Annotated in this window: 25 protein-coding genes and 1 tRNA gene; 9 read left to right on the forward strand and 17 right to left on the reverse strand. The window is 43.6% G+C overall.

The features are described 5' to 3' along the window. Nucleotides 1–26 precede the first annotated feature (26 nt). From ftsH to ACZ520_RS12605, 3 genes are all read right to left on the reverse strand, one after another. Nucleotides 27–1,880, reverse strand: coding sequence for an ATP-dependent zinc metalloprotease FtsH (gene ftsH / locus ACZ520_RS12595; protein WP_088566795.1), 1,854 nt, complete (start codon nt 1,878–1,880; stop codon nt 27–29). A gap of 120 nt (nt 1,881–2,000) precedes the next feature. Next, the gene (locus ACZ520_RS12600) at nt 2,001–3,206 is read right to left on the reverse strand and encodes a hypothetical protein (protein ID WP_464125867.1); all 1,206 of its coding nucleotides are present in this window, start codon (nt 3,204–3,206) and stop codon (nt 2,001–2,003) included. Nucleotides 3,207–3,405: 199 nt separating this feature from the next. Beyond that, nucleotides 3,406–3,981: a hypothetical protein gene (locus ACZ520_RS12605; protein ID WP_464125869.1), complete on the reverse strand. Its 576-nt coding sequence runs from the start codon at nt 3,979–3,981 to the stop codon at nt 3,406–3,408. Between the two features lie 733 nt (nt 3,982–4,714). On the opposite strand from ACZ520_RS12605, the gene ACZ520_RS12610 reads away from it, so the two are divergent. From ACZ520_RS12610 to ACZ520_RS12625, 4 genes are read left to right on the forward strand one after another with little or no spacing between them, the layout of a single operon-like run. After that, nucleotides 4,715–5,632 (forward strand): type I restriction endonuclease, encoded by a 918-nt coding sequence (locus tag ACZ520_RS12610; RefSeq protein ID WP_464125871.1) that lies wholly within the window; start codon nt 4,715–4,717, stop codon nt 5,630–5,632. Nucleotides 5,633–5,652: 20 nt separating this feature from the next. Further along, nucleotides 5,653–6,075, forward strand: a complete 423-nt coding sequence (locus ACZ520_RS12615; RefSeq protein WP_464125873.1) for an NfeD family protein — start codon at nt 5,653–5,655, stop codon at nt 6,073–6,075. Nucleotides 6,076–6,090: 15 nt separating this feature from the next. Then, nucleotides 6,091–7,014: an SPFH domain-containing protein gene (locus ACZ520_RS12620; RefSeq protein ID WP_011165069.1), complete on the forward strand. Its 924-nt coding sequence runs from the start codon at nt 6,091–6,093 to the stop codon at nt 7,012–7,014. A gap of 42 nt (nt 7,015–7,056) precedes the next feature. Further along, nucleotides 7,057–9,015 (forward strand): DUF2075 domain-containing protein, encoded by a 1,959-nt coding sequence (locus ACZ520_RS12625; protein WP_464125876.1) that lies wholly within the window; start codon nt 7,057–7,059, stop codon nt 9,013–9,015. A 114-nt stretch (nt 9,016–9,129) separates the two neighbouring features. Here ACZ520_RS12625 and ACZ520_RS12630 read toward each other — a convergent pair whose 3' ends face one another. Both ACZ520_RS12630 and ACZ520_RS12635 read right to left on the reverse strand, forming a co-directional pair. Beyond that, entirely contained in the window at nt 9,130–10,035 is a 906-nt protein-coding gene (locus ACZ520_RS12630) for a hypothetical protein (protein ID WP_464125878.1), read from the reverse strand. A gap of 45 nt (nt 10,036–10,080) precedes the next feature. Continuing rightward, a complete protein-coding gene (locus tag ACZ520_RS12635) occupies nt 10,081–11,232 on the reverse strand; it encodes a tyrosine-type recombinase/integrase (RefSeq protein WP_464125880.1) in 1,152 nt (383 codons plus the stop codon). 191 nt (nt 11,233–11,423) lie between these two features. On the opposite strand from ACZ520_RS12635, the gene ACZ520_RS12640 reads away from it, so the two are divergent. From ACZ520_RS12640 to ACZ520_RS12650, 3 genes are read left to right on the forward strand one after another with little or no spacing between them, the layout of a single operon-like run. After that, nucleotides 11,424–11,732 (forward strand): hypothetical protein, encoded by a 309-nt coding sequence (locus tag ACZ520_RS12640; protein ID WP_464125882.1) that lies wholly within the window; start codon nt 11,424–11,426, stop codon nt 11,730–11,732. 14 nt (nt 11,733–11,746) lie between these two features. Beyond that, complete coding sequence (locus ACZ520_RS12645) at nt 11,747–12,328, forward strand: hypothetical protein (protein ID WP_464125883.1); 582 nt, start codon at nt 11,747–11,749, stop codon at nt 12,326–12,328. A 13-nt stretch (nt 12,329–12,341) separates the two neighbouring features. Then, nucleotides 12,342–13,007, forward strand: coding sequence for a hypothetical protein (locus ACZ520_RS12650; protein WP_464125885.1), 666 nt, complete (start codon nt 12,342–12,344; stop codon nt 13,005–13,007). Between the two features lie 7 nt (nt 13,008–13,014). On the opposite strand, the gene ACZ520_RS12655 is transcribed toward ACZ520_RS12650, so the two are convergent. From ACZ520_RS12655 to ACZ520_RS12695, 9 genes are all read right to left on the reverse strand, one after another. Next, on the reverse strand, nt 13,015–14,814 hold the full coding sequence (locus ACZ520_RS12655; protein ID WP_464125887.1) for a hypothetical protein: 1,800 nt from the start codon (nt 14,812–14,814) through the stop codon (nt 13,015–13,017). Continuing rightward, the gene (locus ACZ520_RS12660; RefSeq protein WP_464125889.1) at nt 14,814–15,287 is read right to left on the reverse strand and encodes a hypothetical protein; all 474 of its coding nucleotides are present in this window, start codon (nt 15,285–15,287) and stop codon (nt 14,814–14,816) included. Before ACZ520_RS12660 ends, ACZ520_RS12655 begins: the two co-directional genes overlap by 1 nt. A gap of 1 nt (nt 15,288) precedes the next feature. Then, nucleotides 15,289–16,611 carry a dsDNA nuclease domain-containing protein gene (locus ACZ520_RS12665; protein ID WP_464125891.1) on the reverse strand — a complete coding sequence of 441 codons (1,323 nt, stop codon included), beginning with the start codon at nt 16,609–16,611 and terminating at the stop codon, nt 15,289–15,291. 122 nt (nt 16,612–16,733) lie between these two features. After that, nucleotides 16,734–17,849: a tyrosine-type recombinase/integrase gene (locus ACZ520_RS12670; protein ID WP_464125893.1), complete on the reverse strand. Its 1,116-nt coding sequence runs from the start codon at nt 17,847–17,849 to the stop codon at nt 16,734–16,736. A 3-nt stretch (nt 17,850–17,852) separates the two neighbouring features. Further along, on the reverse strand, nt 17,853–18,056 hold the full coding sequence (locus ACZ520_RS12675; RefSeq protein WP_464125895.1) for a helix-turn-helix domain-containing protein: 204 nt from the start codon (nt 18,054–18,056) through the stop codon (nt 17,853–17,855). Continuing rightward, the gene (locus tag ACZ520_RS12680; protein ID WP_464125897.1) at nt 18,053–18,340 is read right to left on the reverse strand and encodes a hypothetical protein; all 288 of its coding nucleotides are present in this window, start codon (nt 18,338–18,340) and stop codon (nt 18,053–18,055) included. Before ACZ520_RS12680 ends, ACZ520_RS12675 begins: the two co-directional genes overlap by 4 nt. Before the next feature lie 294 nt (nt 18,341–18,634). Then, complete coding sequence (locus ACZ520_RS12685; protein ID WP_464125899.1) at nt 18,635–19,717, reverse strand: reverse transcriptase family protein; 1,083 nt, start codon at nt 19,715–19,717, stop codon at nt 18,635–18,637. A 184-nt stretch (nt 19,718–19,901) separates the two neighbouring features. After that, on the reverse strand, nt 19,902–21,089 hold the full coding sequence (locus ACZ520_RS12690; RefSeq protein ID WP_464125901.1) for a phosphoribosyltransferase-like protein: 1,188 nt from the start codon (nt 21,087–21,089) through the stop codon (nt 19,902–19,904). Nucleotides 21,090–21,509: 420 nt separating this feature from the next. After that, nucleotides 21,510–21,689, reverse strand: coding sequence for a hypothetical protein (locus ACZ520_RS12695; protein ID WP_464125903.1), 180 nt, complete (start codon nt 21,687–21,689; stop codon nt 21,510–21,512). A gap of 273 nt (nt 21,690–21,962) precedes the next feature. On the opposite strand from ACZ520_RS12695, the gene ACZ520_RS12700 reads away from it, so the two are divergent. After that, on the forward strand, nt 21,963–22,643 hold the full coding sequence (locus tag ACZ520_RS12700) for a helix-turn-helix transcriptional regulator (protein ID WP_464125905.1): 681 nt from the start codon (nt 21,963–21,965) through the stop codon (nt 22,641–22,643). A 135-nt stretch (nt 22,644–22,778) separates the two neighbouring features. Here the strand turns inward: ACZ520_RS12700 and ACZ520_RS12705 are convergent, their stop codons facing one another. Together ACZ520_RS12705 and ACZ520_RS12710 are read right to left on the reverse strand one after the other, a co-directional pair. Next, nucleotides 22,779–23,462, reverse strand: coding sequence for a competence protein CoiA (locus ACZ520_RS12705; protein WP_464125907.1), 684 nt, complete (start codon nt 23,460–23,462; stop codon nt 22,779–22,781). 13 nt (nt 23,463–23,475) lie between these two features. Further along, complete coding sequence (locus ACZ520_RS12710; RefSeq protein WP_464125909.1) at nt 23,476–24,093, reverse strand: hypothetical protein; 618 nt, start codon at nt 24,091–24,093, stop codon at nt 23,476–23,478. Nucleotides 24,094–24,931: 838 nt separating this feature from the next. Here ACZ520_RS12710 and ACZ520_RS12715 point away from each other — a divergent pair. Then, nucleotides 24,932–25,900 carry an RES family NAD+ phosphorylase gene (locus ACZ520_RS12715; RefSeq protein ID WP_464125911.1) on the forward strand — a complete coding sequence of 323 codons (969 nt, stop codon included), beginning with the start codon at nt 24,932–24,934 and terminating at the stop codon, nt 25,898–25,900. A 182-nt stretch (nt 25,901–26,082) separates the two neighbouring features. Here the strand turns inward: ACZ520_RS12715 and ACZ520_RS12720 are convergent. After that, nucleotides 26,083–26,159 (reverse strand) — tRNA-Met (locus ACZ520_RS12720). Between the last annotated feature and the right edge of the window lie 116 nt (nt 26,160–26,275).

Below are 26,275 nucleotides of genomic sequence, written 5' to 3' on the forward strand. Positions count from 1 at the left end.
AGGCGCCTGGCAGATATACTGTTGGCTCAACGCAAAACCGATAAGTCCCGCCCTTGGGGGGCCGCGGCGTTTTTAACCACCAGGTCGCGCATCAGAAGTTCGATTTCGAGTTCACCCAAAGTTTCCTTTTCAAGAAGTTGGGCGGCCCCTTTTTTGAGAATCTTTAAGTTCGCCGCCAGAGATTCCCGTGTTCGCAAGGCACAGGCCGCCACAATCTGACGAATCTCCTGATCAATCTCGGTGGCACTTTCTTCACTGTAGGTGCGGTTTCGATAGCCTGCTCCGGGTACTTCAAGAAAATTTCCCGTGGGCTGTTCAAAAACGATATTGCCCAAAACCTCACTCATCCCATAGCGAGTAACGAGCGCTTCAGCGATGTTGGTCACTCGAACCAGGTCATCCGAGGCCCCTGTGGAAACTTCTCCAAAGATCAGCTCTTCAGCGACTCGTCCGCCCAAAAGAACACATATCTTGTCCAAGAGCTCTGGTCGGGTCATGAGATACCGATCTTCTGTCGGGCGCTGCATAGTGTATCCCAAAGAACCCAAACCTCGGGGGATGATTGAAATCTTTTGCACCTTATCCACGCCCGGGAAAAGGCAGGCCATAATGGCATGGCCCATTTCATGGTGAGCCACAATGGCTTTTTCTTTTTCATTCAGCAAACGACTTTTCTTTTCAAGGCCTGCCACGATTCTTTCGATCGCCGCAACAAAGTCTTTTTCGCTGACAGTTTCGGCCTTGCGACGAGTCGCCACCATGGCGGCCTCGTTGATCAGGTTGGCAATGTCTGCTCCTGTAAATCCCGAAGTCAGATGTGCCAGATGTTCGATATTCAAAGCTTCATCCGCCTTGATCTTCTTTAAGTGCACCCGCAGAATCTGCTCCCGCCCTGTTCGGTCCGGGCGATCCACCAAAACCTGGCGATCAAATCGGCCGGCCCGCAAAAGCGCGGGATCCAACACCTCTGGGCGATTCGTGGCAGCCAGAATCACCACGCCCGAGCGAGAATCAAATCCATCCAATTCGGCCAGAAGCTGATTTAAAGTCTGCTCCTTTTCGTCGTGTCCCCCGAAAGAACCCGCTACGCCGCGAACTTTTCCCAAGGCATCTAACTCATCAATAAATATTATGCAGGGAGCATTCTTTCTTGCCTGTTCAAAAAGGTCCCGCACTCTGGCGGCTCCGACCCCGACAAACATTTCCACGAACTCAGAACCGGTAATTGAAAAGAATGGAACTTGCGCTTCACCAGCAACCGCTTTGGCTAAAAGGGTCTTGCCCGTTCCTGGGGGCCCCACCAGAAGAATTCCTTTCGGCATTCGCGCCCCCAGACGGCCGAACTCTTCAGGGCTCTTAAGAAACTGGACGACTTCATACAGTTCCCCTTTTGCTTCTTCCACGCCCGCCACATCCTCAAAAGACACCTTCACTCCGGTTTCGGCATACAGACGGGCGCCACTTTTGCCGACGGACATCAAGCCGCTCATCCCGCCTTTTTCTGCAATCTTACGACTGAAATACAGAAAAACCGCCACAAAGATCAGGGCTGGGATGATCCACGATAAAAGATCGCGAATAAAGGTGTTTTCAATTTCACGGCGATAGCTGACTCCGGCCCCCGACAGCTCTTTGGCAAGTTCGGGCTCGACCCGATTGGTGACAAAGCTTTTAAACCCATTTTGGGGCTGTTTGAATTCCCCGCGAATGTGCTTTTCTGTCACGACCAGATTTTGCACATCGCCTTGCTTCATAAGAGTTTCATACTGGCTGTAGGGAATCTGCTGCACGGTGCGCGAGCCAAACCAAATGCTCTGAAGCCAGAAAAAGCTCAGAATCACAAAAAAGATCCAAAAGAAATTACGAATGGGTTCAGTCAAAACACCCCCCACTTGCAATCTATTTTGCGTTTTCAATGCCACGAAAACCAGTTTTGCATTCGATTACTGTCAGAGTACTTTGGGCGTGTGCATCAGCTCTAGACCTCGGTCTATAACGAGTTACCTCGCAACCCAGTTGCCTTTTTCACACTTGTGATTTTGGGTGCCAGATTGATCTTTATAACATCTCGCTGTCGAGCTGATACAATCGTTCGCTCGTTCGCAGATTCCGACAAGTGTCCTGCTATTTAGTTGCGAACGAACAATGTACCTAAGGTAGGTAGCCCCATCTTTAATAAAGTCATAAACCCCGCCCGGATAAGGAAGCGGATTATTCTGCCCAACTCTTTCTTTGAACACGCTGTACTTTTCTGTATTGATATAAATGTTTTTAGTTTCTTTCGTATTGTAGGAACGAGATTCCCCTAAGCCCGCCTTGGTGCAGTCACTGCGGTCCTTCTTTTCGCAATGCCAGATCTGCAAAGCAGTCGGGGTCACAGTTTCAAAGTAGTTGTAGTGAATCAAGTTATCGTTGGAAAAGTCGCGAATCTTGATTGCGTGCCCGGAAAGGTTTCGAATGAACCTGTTCCCATAAAAGGTGTTATTAGAAGAGTAGTGGGCGGCATAATAGGCATGCTGCGAACCCCCACTGCGACCTAGATTATAGAGGTCTTTAAAATCATTATTGCGAAACTGCGACTGCTTGACGTTAACCATACGAATGGCCGCAAGGCCCGCTCGACGCTTGCCTGTCGCATCCAAGACCGCAGCATGTTCACTTCCGATTTTGTAGAATTCCAGGTGCTCTAGGACAAGGCCGGAAATTCCTTGCGTGATAATATCGCGACTTGGGGCGATCAGATCAATACCCTCAAGATAGTTTTGCAGTCTTAGGTGAGAAATCGTGATGTTATACTGCCCGGCCTTTGCGGGTCTTAAACTTAAAAGCGAAACCGTGCTGCCCACAGCAGCATTGGCATGAGCACGCCCATCAAAAACGGGCTTAGTGCTTCCATAACCACGAATGATCAAGCTGCCCGCTCTAGGCACAGCCGTCCATACCAGTGTTTGCCCGTAATAGACGCCCCCGCGGATGAAAACCTGAACATGGGCATCGGGACGAAGTTTATAGATGGCCGCCACGGCTGCATGCGCCTTCTTTAAAGTCAGAAAGGGCCGCTGAGCACTGCCGTCACCCCGGTCATCACCATTGGCGGCAAGATAGATATTCTGGGGTTGTTCAACACCCCCGGCATTTATAAAGAAGATATTTGAAAGGAAAATGACAATAGCAAGCACAGCTGACTTTGCACTCAGTAGACGCATGGATATCCCCCTAATTGATGGTAGGTGAAACGTTAACTGTGTAGAACGAAATTCCGCGACAGGTATATTTTGGGACGGAGGATGTACCGAAAGGAGAAGCCGGAAAAGCCATTACCCGCGGAATCTTGGTATAAATGACTTTATGAAAAATCAATCACGTTGATGACTTGGAACAAATGCTTATATGGTGGCAAGTCTACTATGTCATTATTGAAAGCAAGATGGCTATTCCCACAAATAAAAACACCACAAAAAAGAGCAAGTACTTAACGGATCTAGGGTCGGTAAACATTTTTCCGAATAAAATAGCAGAATAGAAGTCAAAATGGCCAAGCACTTCACCACCTGATAGCCTTTGGGACAACACCTTCCCAAAAACCTCCAACTCCCTCCACAACTCGAGCTCCTTGTCACGCTGGCGCAAAGATCGCCCCAAAGAGATATAGTTGGGTGAAGTCCCGGTCTGCAATTTTCTTTGAACACGGTGATAAAAAGTCAGCTCGCTATTAGTCACCACCCCGTCCTGTCGCATCCCTACACGAAGAAAGCTCAATAGGCGTTGATGATCTTCTTTGTCGATATGAATTAAAATGTCATCTAGATGCTCAGTGGCACGCCCGTGCAAATACTTATTTAGAGTCAATCTTTGCAGAAATGTAGCGCCATGGTTACACGCCAGCGCAAAGAACCAAGCTCGTTCTTTTGGATGAAGAACCTTATCCTCGGCAAGCAGCAAGGCTATAACTTTAAAAATGGCAAAGAAATTGGGGTTCATCAATTCAGTCTAATGTGGCGTTCTCTTCGCTGATGTCTTTTTCGTACTCAGTCAGCATCTCAACGACAGGTTTTCCTCGAGTACAAGAGGGGCTTTCTGAACCATCATTACAAACCAATGCTCCAGAGCCAGTGTAGAGAGCTTCTCCGTCCGAGCATTGATTGCCAAACCCGCCATGGCTTGAGCAACATCCTTGATGGGACTTCTTCTGAGTCTGGCAAGAGCTGGAGGCCGAGTCGGATTCTTTTGCGCAGCCGACCAAAAGCAAAAACAACATGGCTACGGCTAATCTAACTGTAAGGAGAGAACTCATTGAGGAATCTTCCCTTCTTTGTACCTTTTAATCATCTCGGGCGTTACATCCGTTCGGTAGCATAATGGCGAAGCTCCCCCTGCACGCAGATAAGCGCTTCGCTTTCCACAACGCCTTCCCGCACGATCCCGAAACTCGGGGCACGGACAATTTCCTGGATAATTAGAAATAGAAGCCGCAACGATCTTGTCTCTAATCGCATCGTCCGACTGCGAAAAGCCTGATTGGGGTATTGAAACAACTAGAATGGCAGCGAAAAGACACCGGTGAAAACTCATTCCTATTCTTTTCGGTGTTAATAGATATTAGTTTATACAAGTCTCGGTCAAAAATCGGTCAAAACAAAATATGCTTTATTTTTAAGCACCCCTAAACTTTTGACTAAACAATCCGAAATGTAGCCCACACCAAGGAGCCAAGATGTCTAGAGAAACAAAACAAGACCGAATCATTCGCAACCTACTTGATCAAGCAACAGAACATCTGCATGAACTAAAGAGCTTGGATGCAAATCCAAATACAAAAGAGCTTGATGTCGAACGTTGGGCGCAAAGCTTTCTAAGAAACTGTCTTGGCTATTCTGCTTCAGCGGGCTACTCCATCCGCGCGCAGGAAACAAAGGGCAAAATGCGCCCTGACCTTGTAGTGCTTTATCAAGATAAGCCTATCTTTGTTGTGGAAGTGAAAAAAATGGGGTTTGACCTGAATAAGTCCGACTTCCGCTGCGGCAAGGTTCAATTAAAAGAGTATCTAAGCCTGATTGGTGATGTTCGCTGGGGTATTTTGACCAATGGTTGTGAGTGGAAACTTTATGACTTCTCCCTGCCTGAATATGGTGGCATTGAGATCGCTAGCTTCGATCTAAAGTCAGAAGATGTTATCGAAGTCTCCAAGAAAGCTGTGGAAGAACAGGCTTATGAGTTCTTTGATTTCCACGAGAGCTCTTATACCACCTCCACATGGCCTGAACTTTCTAAGGAAGCTATGGCTTTCTCTCCTGAGTCCTTGGCGAAAGCCATTCTGTCAGTAGATGTTGTTCGCTATGTCGCAAAATATGTTCGCGGCGAGCACGAATTTAAAGCCAATCACGAGATTCTGACGGACCGTCTTTACTGGTTACTTGAACAAGGCCTCAACGACGCCATCAAAGGCTGGAACGACACTAAGGCCGCCGAGATTCACAAGTTTGTGAAGTCTCAAAAGCGTGCTTCCCGCAAAACCAAGAGAACACGCAAGTCTGCTGCCGCAGTTGATGACCACGGCCCAACAACGCCGCTTATGGATATGCAACCACCAACAACGGCAGAAACCAGTACGGAAGATAAAACAGCTTCCTAATTCTTTCTGAAGGATCAGCAATGGAAACATGGATCATGTGGTTTGTCTTAGCGGGTTTAGTGCTGGGGCTAGAGCTTCTCACCGGCACCTTCTACCTGGTAGTCATCTCAATTGGGATGGCTGCGGCGGGCATCTCCGCCCTACTGGGGGCTAACGTTAGCTTGCAAGCTATCATTGCCGCTGTCATATGGGTGGTTTGCACCCTAATTCTGCGGACGTCTCGCTTTGGAAAACCTCGTCATGTGCAAAGTGAATCTGATCCCAACGTCAATATCGACATCGGGCAAACAATCAAAGTGGATGCCTGGAACTCAGAAAACACAGCTCGAGCAACGTATCGTGGCGCCATGTGGGACGTTGAACTGATCAGCGGAGAAGCCTCCGCTGGCACCTTCGTAATTCGTGAAGTTCGTGGCAACCGACTTTTTGTAGCAAAACCTTAATGGGAGACATCTTAGATGGACCTGCAGTTCTTTACTCTAATTTCAGTTGTGATTCTTGTGGTAGCCGTAATCTTTGTACTTAAGACCGTCTACGTCGTCCCCCAGCAACACGCTTGGATCGTCGAACGCCTCGGCAAATACCATACGACGATGGGGCCAGGGCTGCATATCGTTGTCCCCTTCATTGACAGAGTTGGATATAAGCATGAGTTGAAAGAGATTCCTTTAGATGTACCTCCTCAAGTCTGCATTACCAAAGACAACACCCAGTTACAGGTTGATGGTATTCTATACTTCCAAGTGACGGATCCAATGCGTGCTTCATATGGTTCTTCAAACTATATTGCCGCGATCACGCAGCTTGCACAGACCACTTTGCGTTCTGTGATTGGTAAAATGGAACTGGATAAGACCTTCGAAGAACGTGATCACATCAATACGACAATCGTTAATGCAATTGACGAATCCGCCGCCAACTGGGGCGTCAAGGTTCTGCGCTATGAAATCAAAGATTTAACGCCACCAAAAGAGATTTTGCATGCCATGCAAGCGCAAATCACGGCCGAGCGTGAAAAACGCGCCCTGATTGCGGCGTCTGAAGGTCGCAAGCAAGAACAGATCAATCTCGCTTCGGGTGAAAGAGAAGCTGCCATTGCCAAGTCCGAAGGTGAAAAGCAGGCTTCAATCAATAGAGCAGAAGGTCAGGCGGCTGCGATCCTAGCAATTGCGGAAGCCAGTGCTGAGGCCTTAAGAAAGACGGCGGCGGCAATCCGTGAGCCCGGCGGTGCGGATGCGGTGAGCTTAAAGGTGGCTGAGCAGTATGTGAATGCATTTGGTGAGCTTGCTGCGACTAACAACTCTATCATCGTTCCTGCGAATTTGAGTGATATGAGTGGGTTGATTGCTAGTGCGATGCAGATTGTAAAGACACAAAAGTAAATACATGGGGCTTTACGGCCCCCTCTTCTCTGCCGGAGCACCATGAAGCGCGCTTACTACTCCAATGACATTTCCCAATTCCTAGTCGACTCTCCATCCAGCGTCCTTGGGATACTGAGCACAGCACATGAATTCAATTTGGAAGAACAACAAAGGAATGCCTGGATAAAGCAAATTGAGATCCTCCAGACTTCTCTTCAGGGGATTCCTGGGAAGGTCTATTTCGAATACTCTATTCCTCGTGTCGGCAAACGTGTTGACCTGATAGTCATCTCTGGAAATGCTCTATTTTCAATTGAATTTAAGGTTGGTTCTAGTCAATTTGATTCATATGCAGCAGATCAGGCAATGGACTATGCACTTGACCTAAAGAACTTCCACGAAGGAAGTCATCAAATAGACATCTTTCCCGTACTGGTCGCGACAGAAGCAACCCATACTGAGGCTCTCCCCTCTCGCTTTGACGATGGCGTTTGGTCTTTAACTAAGACAAATTCTCAAAATCTTTCCATTGAACTGCAGACTCTCAAAAAGAATGCAAAAGGACCTGAGATTGATCTTTTGAAATGGGAAGTTTCAGGATACAAGCCAACTCCGACAATCGTTGAAGCGGCCAAAGCCCTTTACTCAGGTCACCAGGTTGAAGAAATTAGTCGTTCCGATGCCGGCGCTACAAACTTGTCCATTACCTCTGCGGCATTAAAAAAGACTATTGACGAATCAATCTCGCAGAAAAAGAAAACTATTTGCCTTGTTACTGGCGTCCCTGGTGCGGGGAAGACACTAGTCGGCCTTGACCTAGCAACTTCATGGAATAATCCAGCTGCAAACCAACATGCGGTTCTTTTGTCTGGCAATGGTCCTTTAGTAGAAATTCTCCAAGAAGCATTAGCAAAAGACGAGGCAAATAGGTCCAAAGCTTCAAGCCCCGTTAAACTTAGTGCTGCCCGCGCAAAGGCAAAGTCATTCATACAAAATATTCACCATTTCCGAGATGAAGGTCTTAGAACCGATGCTCCTCCACCCGAAAAAGTAGTTATTTTTGATGAGGCTCAGAGAGCTTGGAATAAAACCCAAACCACCAAGTTCATGAAGACGAAGAAAGGTGTAGCAGACTTTGATCACTCAGAACCCGAATATCTCATTAAACTTATGGATCGCCACGCGGACTGGGCTGTAATCATCTGCCTTGTCGGCGGTGGCCAAGAAATCAATACAGGTGAAGCTGGTATCTCAGAATGGTTGGATGCAATTCACAACAAATTTCCCCACTGGCAAGTGTGCCTCCCGTCAACTACCTCATCGGCCGACATTCCAAATATCGAGAAATTTGTTCAAGCCTTCAGTAGTCGCCATCACGTCGACAAAAACCTTCACCTTACGGCATCAGTTAGATCGTTTAGATCCGAACGAGTTTCTGACTTCATGTCAGCCCTTCTTGATAAGGACATCGCCAAGGCCAAGGCTCTCTATTCCGAAATCAAAGAAAAGTACCCGATCAAGCTGACACGAAGCCTTGAGGAAGCAAAGCTTTGGCTGAAAGAGAAGTCTCGTGGCAATGAGCGGTATGGCATTTTGGCCTCTTCGGGTGCTGGGAGACTCAAAGCCCACGGCTTGGACGTAAAATCTCGTATAGAGCCAGTTAATTGGTTTCTGAACGATAAGAAGGATGTCAGATCTTCATTCTTCATGGAAGACGTTGCAACCGAGTTTCATGTGCAAGGCCTGGAGCTAGATTGGACGTGCGTTGCATGGGATATCGACTTTATTCTGTCCTTAAAAAAAGAGACTAAGTTCCGCAGTTTTGCGGGTACAAAATGGAACAACATTAAAAGCAGTACTGATCAGTCCTACTTAAAAAACAAGTACCGCGTGCTATTGACTAGGGCGAGACAAGGATTGGTTCTCTTTGTGCCGAAGGGGGATCCCCATGATGGCACTCGCCCCCCTGGAGACTATGAAGAGCTCTTCTCCTATTTACAGTATATCCTTAATGACTAGCTGCTTACATGGGACATTGAGAGCTTTCGGAACCTATCAGATCAAACAAGTGGGGTGAACTTCGGCACCCCTGTTATTTCAAATAGTTATGGCTTTTTTCAACCCTGGTTGCACCTATTTTCCAACAATTGCTGACGCGATTAAAGATAACCATCCAGAAACTATACCGGCGACGCAGAACAAAGCAATCGTTCGCTGAATACCTTGGAGTTTCTTAGGCTGCTCTTTTAGTTCCATATATGGAAACAGCCAACGAAGATAATTAAAAAACAGTCGAAATATCTGCAACAGAAATAATGACGCAGTTAAATATATCAATACTTGTAGGCCCACACCCCACGAATCCAAACTTGCTAGGCCATCAAGTGCCATTTTTAGAAAAAGAATGACTCCAGGAATTCCTATTAACCAAAGAACGAAATCATATTTAATTTTTCGGTGAAGACCATTACCAGCTAGCGAGGAACTTCTCTCCGATGAGCTCCTTAGCTTCTCTATAGCCCCTAACACCCAAGTTTCATCCAGTCCCGAAATCGAGATCGAACTCTCGTTTGAGTTTTCAACGTTCTGAAATGGCCAAATTTGATATTCTCTAAAATCAAGGTTAACTTCGATTTTAAAGTTAGGCGCCTTCTCAGTAACGGCCTTGTAATGTGCCCAATTGTCCAATCTTATAGATTTGACCCTGTTGGGCAAATTCAATACAGAAAATACCTGATCAAGGTTTTCAGCAGGGATAATAGTAAAGATCTCCCCAGAATCCCCTTCAACCGTAACTGAGATCACATGATGGGAATTAATATTCTGAAACTCACGCTCAAACGCCTTAACTTTCTTTTCTCGGGTCTCTTCTCCATCGTCATCTTTTACCTCAAAGGTTTTTTTGAAGTAATCAACTTCATTACTCCTCGCCGTCCCATTGAGTACATACAGCTCGGAACAGAGACGCTTAAGATCTTCTAAGCCAACAAGAGATGGTTGAATATCATGAGTTCTACGATAAGTTTTATACGTAAACATACTTTAGTTATCGGAATCGTCTGTTCTATCTTTAGTCTTTCTAAATCACCCTCGAGAACCTAGACCTACACCATCCTTGAGGCTAAGGACCACTGCACCCATTTCCATTTCTGGTATCAAATCAAGTACGTCAGTCGCCCCCTTTATATCTACCCCCGCCAAACGAACATAGTGCTGAAAACTTTTAACATTTTTCCACCCTCCAAGCTTCATCGTAGTTACGATGTCCACTCCTCCGACGAGACATTGAACAGCAAAACAAGCTCGTGTCGCATGAAAGGTAATCTCAGGAAGCCCAAGTGCCTGACAAAAGCCCCTCGACACTTTAGAAGCCTCGCCACGCCTCCATGAGGTGATTCTTGGGAGAACATAACCTGTCGATGCAGTTTTCAATTTTAGCTCCTTCAGTAGCGCTTCAAGGGCTGTATTAATAGGGATTTGTCGGGACTCTTTGGTTTTTGTAGATTTGTCGCATCCGAGCCTGCTTGAGAACGACTTCGTGATAGAAATCATTCTCGTCTCGAATGAAACATCCGTCCACCTCAATGCCCACAACTCCCCAGATCGACATCCTGTACTTACTGCCACAGCCCATAAATAGTAATACTCGTGACCGACTTCTCGTGCCTTTCTTAAAAAGAGCTTAATTTCGTCTCGATTGAGTATAGGCTGCATTTTAGTCTCAACCTTTGGGATCACCACCCCTCGCCCTGGGCTCTCAATATGGGCAGGAATAATGCGTTCCAAGCGGGCCCAATCGAAAACTGTATTTACGGCGCTGCGGATGGACTTCATACGTCCTTTTGACAACCCTTTCTTTTCCATTTCGTTGAGAACCAACTTCATGGACATAGGACGGATTTGTTCAACTGGTAATAACATCCAAGTCTTCGTATACATCTGCAGGGCATTATAAATATCTCGTTTACTAGTACTTTCTTCGTACGGACCGTTCAACAACACATCTTTGTTCCAACGCAATAAAACATCGCGCCAAACAAGACCGTTACGTTCCTTTTCAATCCGTCGAGCTTCGGCTTCTTTTTTTAACTTTTCATATTCGCGCTTCGCTTCAGTGTGCGTCACCACGCCAAGATCGCGCTGAAGTCTTACGCTTATTCCTGCGATGCGACTTCTGGAAGTAAATTGAATTATAAAACAGATATGCCCGTTTTCTAGATACGTTTTGATAGCCAAGCAATCCTCCTTTGCAAAAGAAGATCTGGGTGAAATCCAACTTTTTAATTATCAAAGAGCCAATTCGTATTTCTATCCATATTTCTCAGTTTGGTACCAAATATTCGCTTTAACCCCAAAAAAGCCCAAGAACTCCAACCCTAGTAAACTATTTTAAGTTTTTTCCGATAATAAAGATCTAGGAGGTACACATGGCAAAAATAACTGTTGTCATTTCATACGATGTTAAAACGCTACCCAACTCCCACACAGCTTTTAAAAATGAGCTCATAGGTCTTCAATGGAAATTTGATTATCTGGGGAAAGCGTTACCCAACACTACTTGCTATGCTACCTTTGAAGATGGGTCCACAACAAAAGGCGCAAAGAATACAGCCATTTCTGACTTAAAAACCGCAGAGACAAATGTCAAAAAAACAATCACTGGCTTCGTACTTGAGCGTTACTATGTTGTTGCATTTGAAGTACCTCCGACCGAAATCGACTTTTGGTCTATCTAGAAAGCACTGAAAAAATGAATTCAGAAGAAAACCGAAATCATGTTCTACATGCTCTTGAAAGAGTCGCGGCAAGGTGCAGAGATAATCGAGCATTGATACTCACCGAAAGCGATCTCAAGTGTCAGGTATACAGTGAGTTACTTGGAGAATTTGGTAAGATTCAAAATACGTGGGAGCACGATATTAGAGGAATCGCCATACATACGGAAACGAAGTTTTTCGACAATCGCGGACTTCTAAAACAAGCGCCAGACATCATCATCACAGAACCTAATCGCATAAGCATTAGAAATCGTCTTGATGGAAATCCGGTACCATCGAAAGGATTTCACTTTGATGGCTCTTCCATTCTGATCGAGCTAAAATTTTTAAAAAAAGATCGAGCGCCTCATCGCATTGATCTCGCGAATATTAATGCAGACATCATGAAGGGAGAAACCCTCAATAGACGAGGTGATCTCGACTTTCACTTAATTGTAGCTGTTTTCGACAGATTCTCTCACGGTGAAACACCAGTCTCAGAGGTTTTTCTTCGCAACAGGCGTCAACAAAATCTAACATGTAGATATTTTGCAGGCGGACCAACTTTTAGATAGACACAGGATCTTCATGAAAAATTTCTTATCTAAATATCGAGAACCTCTCCCTAAAACCATCGTAAGACATTTCGACAATGAAAACTATGCCTTGGATTTTATTAATGGCAACATTAGAATCGGCCACTACCTCACTTATGCAGAATTACCAAATAGCAGCAGTCGAAAAAATATAAACGAAGGACAACATTCAGCATCGGTACTTTATGGAAATGGTAAAGCGTCATGGACACACGTTGGAGGCGCGTGGCCAGTATACTTACTATGTTTTCATAATTCGAATGTCGCCGAAGCTAATAGAATTGCCCATGGTAAATTCATTGTCACAGTATCCCAACCAGATGAATTCCATCGAAGAATAGTCAAGCACCTCAATGGTCTCCTCCAAACTTCATTGAAAGGACACCTCGTATATAATGCAAACAGACTAACTATTGAAACCGAGATAGAAAATATCTTGGAACTTTCCTTGTATACAGATTCACCTCAAAATGCGTGGAAGCAAGAGATAAGATTCAGCTATTACTTTAAAGCAGATAAAATTTGGCCTGAAGCACCGGATGACCCACTGATCCTAAGAAGTTTAGAGCTTACGTCAAAACACTCTCTCCCTCAGTATTTATATTTACAGAAGGTCCCAATAAGAGACCTTTGTAAAATACAACTGTCGGTAGATTAGTCTCTGACTACTTTACCTCTTTTTTGTCAGGCCCAAGGAACCAATACTCGCCGTTGATCATTTTTTCTGGATACCAAGTTTCCTTGCCAGACATTTCACCAAGATCAAATTCTTCGGCAGTTATAGAAAAAACTATTTGCAAATTTGTTCCATAAAGAGTTTTTAGACCAATCATTTTAGAAAGATATGCATTCAAATCTTTCAAATTCAACTCGTGCTGGCGAATACCATCAAGAATCAAAACTTTAGGATGTGAACCTCCTAAAACTAACGATGTTTCTAGAAGGGCCGCATGGTAGGCCAGAACTATACGCTGACGTCCACTACCGCTTTCTTCAGACCCTTCACCAAATTTTTTACCATCAATATATAAATCAAACTTATCGTCAAATTTAATCTCGGAATATTTAACACCGACAGCATCCATCCATTCGGCCGTTTTCTGCTGCAAACAGACTACCGCATCCAATAGATTTTGCTCTTTCGCTGCCTTCCCCCCTTTTGGGCTCAACTCCTTAACACGTTGTTCTGCTTTATCCTTCTTTAACAACAAGTTAGTAAATTGATTTCTAACCAATTGATTCTGCTTCAACATTGCGATCTTTACATCAATCTCGGCAATAGTTTCAGAATAACGACTGGATAAGGACATTATGGGTTCGACTACCGGAGCCCCTTGAACTCTAGACAACTTACTGGCCCTCAAGGATTCAACTTGTCCTACATACTCTTTAAATTTACTTTCCAAAATACGAATTTCAGATATCAAATCTGAAACCACCATCTCCATATCTTTCTTTTGATCTTTTAGATAAAGAAGTTTCTTTCCGAATCCGTCTTTTTTAAAAACGGCACAACTGGGGTTGCCACAAAACTCTTCAAACATATCAGCAATATTCGAGTTATCACTTAGTATTGAGATTTCAGCTTCTAAATCATTCATTTCGCCGGTAAGCCTTCTCTCCCGTGCCTGAAGCTGATCCAGACGCATTTTAACATCTTCAGAACGTCTATCAATATTACGAATCTCCGCATCTACCGAATCATTTGCATCTTCGGCAAATACAACTTTTTTTGTTAATTCCTCAATTTTGCCAAGTACATCGTTTCTTTCTTTAGCAAGATCTTCCAATTCTTCCGTTGGCGCTGAACTGCGAATTTCAAGTTCTCGCATCAATCTCTTTTTAATTTCGATTTCTTCAAAGACAATTTTTAAATTTTCCTTAGCTTCTTCATAGTCAGTTTTATCTTTGAATGGGTATTTGGCAGCAACCCCTAAGATTAATCGAACAACTTCTTGCTTCTGACTCTTAACGAAACTTTTATTGGGTAGAGGTCGATACACGTCACCCCATCCAAAATCTTGATCGATCCAAAATACTGGGAACATACTGGACAAATACAGCTCCGCCGAGCCAGAACCCATCTTCTGAGTGAGCTCAATTCGCTCCCAACCAAAAAGATCAAATATCCAATCCGACATTTGTCCTTCTCCGCCAGAAAATACCTCACGAACCCCTTCCGGCCCCGTGACTGTAATTAAAAATTCCTGACGTAAATCTCTCTCGATTGTATAAGCAAGACCGTCCTTTTCGATTAGCAGTCTAATTGACTTGCAATGCTCGCGAACATCATCGGGAAGTGCGATCGGATACCCCATACAGTAAACGATCCCCTTCAATAACGGAGTTTTTCCTCTGTTGTTGGGGCCATGGACCTCAGTGACATTTTCACCGAACTTTTTCAAACCTGAAGTCCAGCCATTCTGCTCTCTCGGTAGAAACTCTAATGCTCGAAATACAACCATTACAACAATCCCAATCCCTTAGTTTGAACTCGCTTCAATGCTGATTCTATTCTCTTAACTATCAGCGCATCGGACTGACCACTCTTCAGACTCTTAGAAAGCATCTTCTTTCCTTTCTCCGTGATCCTAACCAACTTCTGCTCTCCCTCTAGCACCTCAACAAATTCTAAACTTTCTAAAAATACAATTGCATCTACTGTTCGCTTTCTTAGAACTGACGAAAATCTGAGCCTCTGAAGCGAGAAGACGAAGTTTGCATATAACTCCATCAAGACCCTAGCGACCCAGTTGGCAGCAGACTCAGTAGAGATGTCAGTTTTTCTCATGGATGAGGCCAATAAAATGGTCATAGAAATAAGAGGCAAATGAAATAAAATATCAACACTCTCGTCATCCAATTGCAAACGGTCAACGTCGACTTTTAATTTAAAATCATCACCAATTTTTTTTACTAATTCATCTAAAGAGTCCAATTTAATCCCCCTCTACCGCAATCGACAAAATACAGCCAAAAACCAAATCTTTTGTTAAGTTATAGCCTTCGAATGCACTAGCATACTTTACAACTAGAGCGTTTGATTTCGTCGGCAGATCCGTTGTCTTTACCGTCCCCTGAGACCATCCCTTTAGAATTTCAGCTGCGTCTATCTTTAAACTTGTTAAATCAATTCGAGAGTCCGGTTCGTGACGAACCTTTCTTTGCCAACTTTCCCAATTAACCTTATGCTCACACATCGCCTTGACTATTTCGTCCGGAATCTCTTTTTTCTCGTCTGACTCTTGAAGGCGCCTGCGTAGACGCGAGAGTTTTTTGATCGCATCAACCTCTCCTCCTGTAACTAAAACTTTGTAGCCCGACTTCGAAAGACTTAGCAAATCAAGTACGGCTTCAAGTTCAACACCCTTTATCTTCTTCAGGATTTTATCATCTACACTGACCTTTAACGTTTGATGAGATTTTTGCCTAACTAGCTTTAGTAACTCATCTCCAATTGCAACAGCCTCACTCCCTCGAAGATCGATTTCACTGAACTCCATGATCTTTTCCATTAACTCTGAGCGAAATACAGAAGTAGATTTCTGAAGAGGCAGATCTTCCGCAACTAGACTTAACTTTTTCAACAAGGAAAATAGTGTGTCTTTATCGAGGTTTTTGATCAGCTGTGAGTAGCCTATATGTATTCTTTGAAAGTAATCGAGATGAGGCTCCACTAAAGCTTCATGTCGACTCCGTGCCGTTATCTCTTCAAAAAAATCAGAGACTTCTTTTTCTACAGAGGCGTTAGTTAAAAAAATGACTTTCTCGCAACTTTTTCCAAAGTCTACAAAGTGTCTCAAAAGCTTAAATATAAAGGATTTAGAAACTGTGGCGTCGGGAGTTTTTTTCGTCTTATTTATTCCAAAAATTTCAGAGAGTTTCCACGGCCCTTCACTTCCCTCACGAGTCTTAACTTGATGAAATGCGTATAAAACCTTAGCATGAGCACCGCCCTTTTTCTCTAAGACAAAGTCATCATGCCACTCGCAAAACACACATACATTTTCTTGATCTTCAAGTAGCTGGAGGCACGCCTTGGCAGTTTGTTCATACTGATATTCAAACCTTTTGCCCGTTGGTGCTCCATACACGTCTCTTGGTGAAACCTCATGAACACCTTTCTCTATAGTTAGATCTAGATGCTCACTTTTTAGGTTAGTTTCCGAAGCTTTCTTTACCTTCTGCTTGTTGTCATTGGGCTTTGCAATCTTCTTCGATGTACTTTTCTTAACGCCCTTTGTCTCATTCTTTTTTGCCATACTTATGCCTCTAACAAACGTACTCCAACACTAGTCAACAGTATGGCATTTATAGTTACACTTTGTTTAGTCTAGTTTAACTCAAAGAGGAGGACTTAAGGCTGGTGCTCTAGCACCATTTACTAACTCGCGTCGAAGTCACCCCTCACCTTAGGTAGAATCTTGAAGCTATCCGTAACACCCTTAACATCTGTACCCACTAATCTTGTATAGTGCTGAACACTACTAAGTCGTTCCCACCCTCCTACGGCCATCAACTTGGTCAACGGAACTCCCCGATTTAAACATAGCGTAGCAAAGCAGGCTCGAGTCCCATGAAACGGTATTTCTGGCACACCAATCTCCCTGCAATATTGTTTTAAGACTTCAGCTGCCTGACCATTCTTCCAAGATGTAATTCTCGGCAAAACATAATCGGTAGCTCCAGTAACACTCCGAAGATTCTGCAAGAAATTTTCAAGCTCGCCATTCATTGGTACAACTCTCGCTTTGCCAGTCTTCGTCGACTTAACGAGCCCTCTTCGAAACGAATAAGACTTCGAAATCAAAATTTCACTATTTTTGAAGTCAATGTCAGTCCATTTTAGCGCCCAAAGCTCGCCGGATCTACAACCTGTTTCAAAAGCCATAGCCCACACAGAGAAATATTGATGATTTTCCTTTTGGGCCATCGCAAGCAAATACTCAATCTCTTTACCATTCAAAACTGGCTTCTCTTTCTTTTGGTCCCTTGGCAAGCGGACCCCCTTTGTCGGACAAAGTGATGTTGGTGGAATAAATTTATTTAAAATTGCCCATTCAAAAACAATATTAACTGCATACTTCACTGCGCGAATGCGCCCCCTCGACAAACCATTCTTTTCCATCTGACTAACCACAATTTGAAATGACAGCGTCGTAAGCTTATCCATGGACATATTAAACCAACTCTTCGTATGCAGCTTCAAAGCCCTATATATGTCCCCTCTAGAGAAAGACACTTCGGATGGCCTCATAACAGCGTCCTGGTGCCATGATTCAAGAATCTGCAACCAAGACACCTCCCCACGTTCACGCGCAAGCAGCGCGAGCTTAACTTCACGATAAAGCTGTCGATATTCACCTTGCGCGTCCTTTTCAGAAACGCGTCCCAAATATCGCTGTCGTCGGATCATAACTTCCGGGCGAATTATGCTTTTAGCAACACAGGTGATAAAATATCCAGGCTTCGGGCCATCTTCAAAATATCGAACTCCCATATGCTAAACTCCCGCCATTATGAGCTGATCAATCTCTTCACGATTGAAATACCAACGGCCCGAGAATTTTCTTGGAAATAGCTTGAGGCGATACACCATATTGCGAATATTGTTAGGAGACGTTCCTAAATAGATTGCAACCTGATCCGTCTTCAACCAACCCTGACCAGACAATCGACGATCAAAGTTATTCACATTGCGCTTCATAACGCCCCCAAAGCTACATTAGGGAAGCATCGTCGAATCACATCAGCCGAACCATGGTAAAGCAAAGTCATCAATTGGATCTTACCCCATAGACGTTTCCGCTCTTGAGTAGACAGACGCCCAAAATCTTCAGCAAGATCACCTTTTCTTGGCAGGCCCACATTTCGAAAAACCTGCTCATTCGAAAATCTCCACAATTGAATTTTCAAATCATTGAGACTTTTTTCTTTGTGAGCATCCTTTTTCATTTTCCACTCGGCATTATGAATAGCGGCAGTCACCATTTTGCTTCACTCCTATAACCTCCTTTGTACAGTGCTCAAGAAAGACAAGAATATCGCAGAAAAACTAGCAAGTGACATCAACAAGCACGTTAAGAGGCATCAGCACAAATTTTGAAGTAACGAAAAGCGGCAGCCGCTGTAGCTTAGATTTCAAAAACTTGCCACATTTTCAATGAAATTCATGATTCTAATCATCTCTACTTAAAATTAACCAATGACAGGCCCCGACCAAGAGGCCCAAGAACTCAAATGTTCAATGGTTGCCAAAAAAATGCTACAAAAGCTAATCCATTTTTAGGAAATATCTAAAACAGGCCATTCGATCTCTTGTGCTTTAAACTCCATTTTTTTTGTCCACTCAGGATCTACTGATCGAGCAAAATTGAAAAGACCCTCTAAATGATTCTTAAATCCTTGAACAGTATATTTTCGCGATTGACAATGCGTGATGACTCCGAACTTCAAACAGCCATATACATTAGTTTCAATTCTATTTTTCATATCCTTTGAGAGACTGACTTTTTTTTCGCAAACAACAAGTCCCGTCACAATCTTGCGAGCACCAGGCGAAATAATTCGCGTTTTACGTCGATTGACTTGATAACCATAGTTCCACAACTGCTCAGATATCCTTCCAATCAGCTCAACTGCCATTTCTCTGTTAAAATTTAAACTATTAGTAGAAAATACTATGTCGTCCGCATAACGTGAATACTCACAACCATAATCCCATGCGAGGCTTTCAAAAACTTCGTCCAATGGCAAAAATACAATATTTGAAAGGGCCGGACTTGTAGGCGCTCCTTGTGGCAGGTAACCTTCGTGAGAATAGCTATTATAGAATTTATATTTCAAATCTTTACGAATTGGCCCTCTAGAACGGTTCTTAGGTTCAATTCGCGTACAAATTCTAGCCATCTCAAAAGAAAGTAACGGCGCATATCCCAAATCATGAAATACCGAATAGACTTCTTTTTCGAAGATAGAGTGAAAGAAATCACGAATGTCCATCTTAACTAACCATTTGGCACCTAGATGGATGTTTGCATTATACACAATAGAGCAATCCTTTTTATAAGCAGTTGCCCGAGGATGAGTATTAATTCTGCTTAAAATATTCTCCAAAATCCATTTTTGTGTCTCTATGAGAGGTTCATTGGGTATGGCAATCCGGCGACGACGACTATTACGCTTTCGAATAAAAACGTCTTGATATGGATCTATTCGTCGCGAAACAACCGGGCGCAAAAATTTATACTCAACATCGACATGCATGGCCAAGTGTCGAAGATTGAAAACAACTGGCAATTTTTTCGTGGCGAGTTTAGATGCGTACTGCTTTAGCTCTCGATCTTGAATAGCAAGGTTAGTCGGCATTTACTTTTCTCCGTGACGAGAATGCAATCGCTACCGAAACCGAGCCCTCGAGTAACCTGAGGTAGTGATTGTATCCCGAAGGGATTAAAAATTTTAACTTTTTCTAAGAAACAAGGCACCCCTGTTTCCGTTGTCTCCATCTTTCGAAAGAGCCGAAGTCTAACGAACTAACATTAAACTCACACTAAACACCGACTAACCTTCCTCGAAATGACTTTGGTACATACTCCGAAGCTTTGTCCTGAGGAGTATCTTCCTCAAATATATTCAAGGACCTTAACTCAGAAAGCAAACTCTTTCCTGTTTTCGTAAACTTAAAGTTTATTGTAGCACACCTCTCGAGATACCCCATCTGAACGGCAAATTTAAATATAGCTAGAATAGTTTCCTCGGGAATATGAAGTCTTACAGCAATGGTTGCAACAGTACACCCTCGCCCCCTCAATAAAAGGACAGCATACATCAGTGATTTCTCAAAATTCTCACCTTTTTTCGTGAGGAGGCTAACCCCCTCTTTGGCCAATCCAAATTCTGCCAAGTTCTCAGCTATCTTCTCCTTCTTGACTATTTCATCATTAAAGTATTTTAAAAGTGAATTCGGGATCCGTCTGTTAGGAAAAAGTGGAGATACATTTACTTTGGAATTCCAAAAAACAGGAGGGAGCGTGTTTGGAACCCCATGTTCAAATGCGATGGGCGTAAACATTCCTCTGTATCCGCTGACAATATCGGAGAGCGCAAGCTTGTAACGCAGTCTTTTCATGTTTTGCGGAAGGGAAATCCTAGGGAAGGACATCACCGAAGTTACAACATCATCGTTCTTCAATGGTAAAGTCCCTAAAATAAGTTTTTTACCTTCTGACGTAGCACTAAACGAAAGAAAGCTGATCCTACATAAATTGCGCGAATGCCAACTTTTGACTGATGTGGGAATACCCTGATACCAAAAGTCGACAATCCTCTGACCGGAACCAATTGAATCATCAACATAAATGATATGCCTAATTTTTTGCGCACACATGCTATCTATGCTTGGTTCGAAAACCAGCTTTCTTTTATTTTCCATTGATAAATTGCGAAGAAACACCCCAACGATAGCTGAGCTATCATAATTAGTGGGATCTTTTAGAGTGATTCCTTGCTGCATTCGAAGCTCTTGCATATGCCTTGAAATCGTTTTCTTTACAGGAAACAACGCAACTCTTTTAAACCCTTGAGAGAGTTGTATTATATTTCTCGAAAGGCCCTGCTCAAACTCAGCTTTGCTCACAAGCTTAATACGGTTAAAAATATATCTCGCGACAGTTCTATCATCGTCACTAGCAAGAGACTCAAGCCAAGCTTTAAAATGCAGATCGTTGTAAATAGACACTTGTTAAGTATACCAATCGCATTCAAACAAACCACTATTTTCTATTGAACCTTCCAGCCAAAAGCGAAGCGTCGATATTTTACGGAATGCGCCCCCGTTTTGAACATTCTAACGATAATACCCGAATGGAAGCCTCATCTGCTCAAACTCATTAACTGGGCATCCAAAGAATCTACTGAACCTAAATTCGCACAAAAGAAAACCGTCCGAAAACTGCTTTTATAAAAATGGCAAAGAGAGTGGCGGCTCGCCCAATGGCGCAAGCAACTCATTGATATTATTTGTAAATTAAACCATACACCAACTCCACTGAGTCGCGCCGATCAAAATCAGTTAACAACTGCAGCTTAAAGTAATCCAACTGTGCGCATAGATGCCGTTTCCGACCGGGATCAATATCCTCTGCCCGAGACACGTGCTCTATGAGTTTCTGGAATCGCTCGCTTGGCTGCAGGACATGGCCACATCTGAATCGTCAATTTGGAGTTCTATCTGAGAATCATCGGCTTCGACGATTCGGTCTTCGCAAAGGCCTGCAAAACCTTCCCATTCTCTATCGCCGCCAAGAGATTCAATGATCAAATTATTAAACGCGCCCATACGACACCCTCCAGATTCAGAGGTAGATGAAACTAACTCCAATGCAAACTAGTATGTAACTTATATGTAAATTGGCGAAAGTACGTCAGCAACAAGACAAGACAACGCCCTAAACAAATATAAATAATTCCAAGCACTTGAAAAGATCATCAAACAGGAATATGTATTCTGCGCACCAAATAACTGTCAGGTCGATGGCGGGACTCTGTCGTGCTGGTGTCGTTCCAAAAGATTCGACTAAAAGAGATTATCCTCTCCAGAAAGGAAACTTTTATGAAAAATGAATCAAAAGTAAGACATGTTGGAGACATCGTTAAAGAACTTAGAGCCCAATTCAATTGGTCGCAAGTTAACCTTGCCGAATATTCAGGAGTCTCTGAAAGAACAATACAACGACTTGAAAAAGATGGGACAGCGGAATACGACACCTTGCTCGCTGTTGCGAACGCATTCAAAGTTGACGTTGAATTCCTGAAGTTTAAACCAGAAGACTTTCCAACCGAAGAGGATTTGCAAAAGCTCCTGAAAGAGTTCCATTTTTTACAAGAGGTAAAAACAGGCAAAGTAATGATGGATTTTGTTGTTGGAAGCCATGCGATGCACTCTGATCATCCTCAGCCAAAAACAGATGAAGAAGCATCAATGTTCGGCGCCTTTTTTGAAAACTGCCAAGACTGGGGTGACATTTGGGGTGACATTCCTCAAGGCGGACGAATGGATGCAATTATGGCAGTTCATCAACAGATAGAAGAATTGAATGCTGCGGGATTCTCTGTATTTTCGGAAACCAGAAAGATGAAAATGGTGAGTCAAGAGAAAGACAAGGAGCCATTTCGCTTCAATACAGTGACGATAATGATCACTCCCTCAGACAACCCAACAATCTTCACTAACGAACAAGGATTAAAAACCCTTCCAGTTCGTTATGCTGATACTGCCTATTCTTTCGCTTAGAAGAAATAGACCCTGCAGATGGCCCCGGCAAATACACGATTTTAAAGCTGCCTTAATAGCGATGAAGAGTGTTGCCGAGGGCCTGAAGTCCAGTATCCGCTCACCTTGCCCATTAGATTTCACCAGCCAACTGAATCAGAGAGATAGCAACACGTCCATTTCTTTTGCGAAAAGATCTTTCTCGTCATTCATATTGTGAATCTTGATAAAGTTCTTTCGCGAACACTCAACGACAAACTGGTTTCTTCCTGGCTCAATTGGAAGAAGGCACCACAGCACATGCTCCTCCCCAAAATCAAAGAAGACTGGCACCGGCCCGCTCCACTCACGCACAATAGCGACCTTTTCACTGCGGATTTCAAAAATTCTTCGATAGAAAGCTTCCAGCACGGGACTTCCAATCTCACAGAGGGACTTTTTAAACTGAGCGAGGTCCTTTCCTCTCCTTAGACCGTTCACGACCCATACCAATTTAGGATAAAATGAATTACGAGATATGCGCTCTGTCGCATCAATTGGGGAATTCTGAAACTCAAGAACCCAGCTATGTGCTGTCTTTACATCTGCAAAGTGTAGCTCGCCGTCCTCAGCTTTATGGACAATCTCTTGCCAATCCAAGGGGAAGTTAGACTTCCAATTCCTATGCCATTCAGACTCATTTTCCCACCACGGATCACACACTCGTTGGCCCAAGTGCGCCCAATGGTGGACCATTACATTTCCACATTTTGCGATCACATCTCTCTGACAACCAGGGCACGTTCCAGTCAAACCAGAACGAGCTTCCATCCGCTGGCCATCAACAAGAGCAAACTTCATCTAAACCTCCGAATTACTTCATCTCTTGTAAGGCTTCGATAACATTCTTCAACGCCGACTTTTCCTTCGCGGAAACAACATGATCCATGTGGCCATTCTGCAAGTAGAATCGAATTATTGTTTCTTTGGATCCTACTAACTTCTGAATCATCTTCAGATCAGCTTCTTTGCATTCCTTTTCAACTGTTTCGACGAACGCATATGCATCATTTTCTCTAACGCTTTTTCGGTCATCCACTGGAAACTCAAATTGCTCACCGTCTATCACAATTTTATATTTTGCCATATAGTCGAAACTGGCACCCATGCTAATCCCCAATCGCACCAACAGCTTTGGTATCACCTTACTGCTTTTAATGTCCTTCACGAGGTGCATATAAATTCCCGTAGAGTATTTGTCGATAGCGGTACTTTTCTGTTCAGAGGTCATCTTGGGCCATGAAACATTGATTTCCTTCTCGTACTTTGCATAAGCTTCTTTGCCCATCAGAAACTTTATGGATTTGTCTTTATAGACCTCAATGCCGTCGATTTTATCAACTGACTTATCTAGATTATCTAATTTTGGTCCAGCAAAAGCCAAGAACGGCCCTACACTTAAGATGACAAGAATAAATGCTATAAGCTTCACGAATCCCCCTTTGGTATTTATCGGAGCAAACAAAAGTGACTATAGGGCACAAGAGATTCTGCGTCAGTAACCTCCAATACCAGCCCATAAGGTCTAGGCCAGCATCCAAAAGTGGCCAGATAAAGGTCGGGCCACTTTGCTAGCCCCGCTACACCAGGCTGCATCTAGCTAGACTCAACAACTAAACATAAATCGCCGAGAACGATTGATGAACACACAACACAACAGAACTAAAGTAGAGCAAATCCTAAAATCTGTTTCCGAGGATTGTAGAGCGCACCGCGCCCTAGTTCTTACGGAAAGTGACCTGAAGTGCCAAATATATTTACGACTTGCTGCTACGCAAGAATTCGGTCGCATAGAAGATACATACGACAGCAACGTCACTGGTTCAGCTATTCACACTGAAACAAAATTTTTTGATCAACATGGCCTACTTCGAAAAGCGCCAGATCTAGTCCTTACAAGTCCATCACGACTCAGCATTACAAGACGTCTTGATGGAGCCCCACTTCCCTCTAAAGGATTCCACTTTGATGGGTCAGCAATTTTGATTGAGCTAAAATTCCTCAAACGGGACACACCCCCAACGGCAGCAAAATTAAAAGACATTAGACATGACATCACGAAGGGCGAGGCACTGAATCAAAGTGGTCAAAATTTTCATCTTATTGTCGCTGTTTTTGATAGGTTTACGCATGGCCAAGATTCAGTAGAAGAGCTATTTCACAACCACAGAAATCAACAAAATCTGACATGCCTATACTTCTCCGGGGGACCATCGTTCCGCACGAAGAAAGTTAGAAATATTTAAAGTTTCAATTGCAAGGACCATTTAATGGAGTTTGAAGACGAATCTCACAAAATAAACGTATTTGAAGCACTCTTTGAAAGAGATCTAGAAAAGTGGTTTTCAGCTGGAATCGCATGTTGCGACTCGTGTGTTGATGACTTTTTGAGCCTATGGCCATTGGCCAATCTTTGGAGCGAGACCCAGTTTAGCCAATCCTATATGGACCTCCGTTCATTCTACTCAGGCGGTCTAACTCAGGAAACTTTCTCTTACCAAGAATTCCTATCTCTAGTTAAGCATATTAAATGTCCAAATTGCCGCAGACCTTTGAGCTCCGGATTCTGGCCCTTCAACATGCCCTATCGTGCCAATGCAGACCTGCAAGATGAGATTGAAGCAATCGCATCAATCTCATCTTCAACACCTTTTCTTGTTCTGGAAAATGACCTAGCGAAGAATGTATTGGATGAGATTACGACACTCGGAGTCTCGCATATTCCCGAAGCAACAGGTCCACTATATAGAGCTAGAGTTAGAGAAATTCAAAGAGACTATAACAATGATGACTTTTTAGCTCCGCCTCGATCTGTGACTAAAGAAGGCCGATATAATCATGCCGGAAAACCAGTTCTCTATTTGGGAAATGAAGAAAGGACTTGTTGGCATGAGCTTAGGAAGCCAAAAGAAGGAGTAGTGACTGCTCGAATTGAATTAGATTGCAAGATTAAAATTTTGAGTCTGGTGAACATGTTGGAGATGGATGATAGTCTCTTTCAGGCTCTGGTATGGTCCTCGCTGGTTAGCTCCCCCGCTGAGGGGGAGGGATGGCATAAGCCACATTTTGTGTTTACCCGATTCATATCTGATTGTGCACGCCATGCCGGCTTCGACGCCATTAAATATCCAAGCGTAAGGAGAGATCTAGGAACTAACTTAGTTTTACTAGAACCAGACCGGTTTACGAAGAATATGACAATATCTGATGTCAGATTCTATCAAAATTCAGATGAATAGCTTCGAGCCTTCACATAACAGACACAAGCACCTGATACCTTACAAAAGAGAACTCGAGCGCAGCACAGCTACGCCCGACTCCCGGCTGTGTAAATTGGAGTTGATGCAATTTTGTAGTGATCGGCTGTAGTACTCGGAACGAGGGCATAAAAAAACCCGCAGTTACGCGGGTTTTAAAAAATTGGTAGTGAGAGGCGGACTTGAACCGCCGACCTACGGATTATGATTCCGTTGCTCTAACCAGCTGAGCTACCCCACCACACAGTAACGCCAACTCATAAGGAACGAAGTCCCCACTTGTCTGCGTGAAGCAAGATTTTTAGTTGTGAACGCGCAGGAAGTCAATAATGGGCTTTGCGTTATATTTCGAATCTT

The organism is Bdellovibrio sp. BIS2 (assembly GCF_055398295.1).

Bases quoted from the DNA above. Each gene is read 5' to 3' on its own strand.
- ACZ520_RS12600 (WP_464125867.1), bottom strand. From the start codon at position 3,206: ATGCGTCTACTGAGTGCAAAGTCAGCTGTGCTTGCTATTGTCATTTTC.
- ACZ520_RS12605 (WP_464125869.1), bottom strand. From the start codon at position 3,981: ATGAACCCCAATTTCTTTGCCATTTTTAAAGTTATAGCCTTGCTGCTT.
- ACZ520_RS12610 (WP_464125871.1), top strand. From the start codon at position 4,715: ATGTCTAGAGAAACAAAACAAGACCGAATCATTCGCAACCTACTTGAT.
- ACZ520_RS12615 (WP_464125873.1), top strand. From the start codon at position 5,653: ATGGAAACATGGATCATGTGGTTTGTCTTAGCGGGTTTAGTGCTGGGG.
- ACZ520_RS12620 (WP_011165069.1), top strand. From the start codon at position 6,091: ATGGACCTGCAGTTCTTTACTCTAATTTCAGTTGTGATTCTTGTGGTA.
- ACZ520_RS12625 (WP_464125876.1), top strand. From the start codon at position 7,057: ATGAAGCGCGCTTACTACTCCAATGACATTTCCCAATTCCTAGTCGAC.
- ACZ520_RS12630 (WP_464125878.1), bottom strand. From the start codon at position 10,035: ATGTTTACGTATAAAACTTATCGTAGAACTCATGATATTCAACCATCT.
- ACZ520_RS12640 (WP_464125882.1), top strand. From the start codon at position 11,424: ATGGCAAAAATAACTGTTGTCATTTCATACGATGTTAAAACGCTACCC.
- ACZ520_RS12645 (WP_464125883.1), top strand. From the start codon at position 11,747: ATGAATTCAGAAGAAAACCGAAATCATGTTCTACATGCTCTTGAAAGA.
- ACZ520_RS12650 (WP_464125885.1), top strand. From the start codon at position 12,342: ATGAAAAATTTCTTATCTAAATATCGAGAACCTCTCCCTAAAACCATC.
- ACZ520_RS12655 (WP_464125887.1), bottom strand. From the start codon at position 14,814: ATGGTTGTATTTCGAGCATTAGAGTTTCTACCGAGAGAGCAGAATGGC.
- ACZ520_RS12665 (WP_464125891.1), bottom strand. From the start codon at position 16,611: ATGGCAAAAAAGAATGAGACAAAGGGCGTTAAGAAAAGTACATCGAAG.
- ACZ520_RS12670 (WP_464125893.1), bottom strand. From the start codon at position 17,849: ATGGGAGTTCGATATTTTGAAGATGGCCCGAAGCCTGGATATTTTATC.
- ACZ520_RS12675 (WP_464125895.1), bottom strand. From the start codon at position 18,056: ATGAAGCGCAATGTGAATAACTTTGATCGTCGATTGTCTGGTCAGGGT.
- ACZ520_RS12680 (WP_464125897.1), bottom strand. From the start codon at position 18,340: ATGGTGACTGCCGCTATTCATAATGCCGAGTGGAAAATGAAAAAGGAT.
- ACZ520_RS12685 (WP_464125899.1), bottom strand. From the start codon at position 19,717: ATGCCGACTAACCTTGCTATTCAAGATCGAGAGCTAAAGCAGTACGCA.
- ACZ520_RS12695 (WP_464125903.1), bottom strand. From the start codon at position 21,689: ATGGGCGCGTTTAATAATTTGATCATTGAATCTCTTGGCGGCGATAGA.
- ACZ520_RS12700 (WP_464125905.1), top strand. From the start codon at position 21,963: ATGAAAAATGAATCAAAAGTAAGACATGTTGGAGACATCGTTAAAGAA.
- ACZ520_RS12705 (WP_464125907.1), bottom strand. From the start codon at position 23,462: ATGAAGTTTGCTCTTGTTGATGGCCAGCGGATGGAAGCTCGTTCTGGT.
- ACZ520_RS12715 (WP_464125911.1), top strand. From the start codon at position 24,932: ATGGAGTTTGAAGACGAATCTCACAAAATAAACGTATTTGAAGCACTC.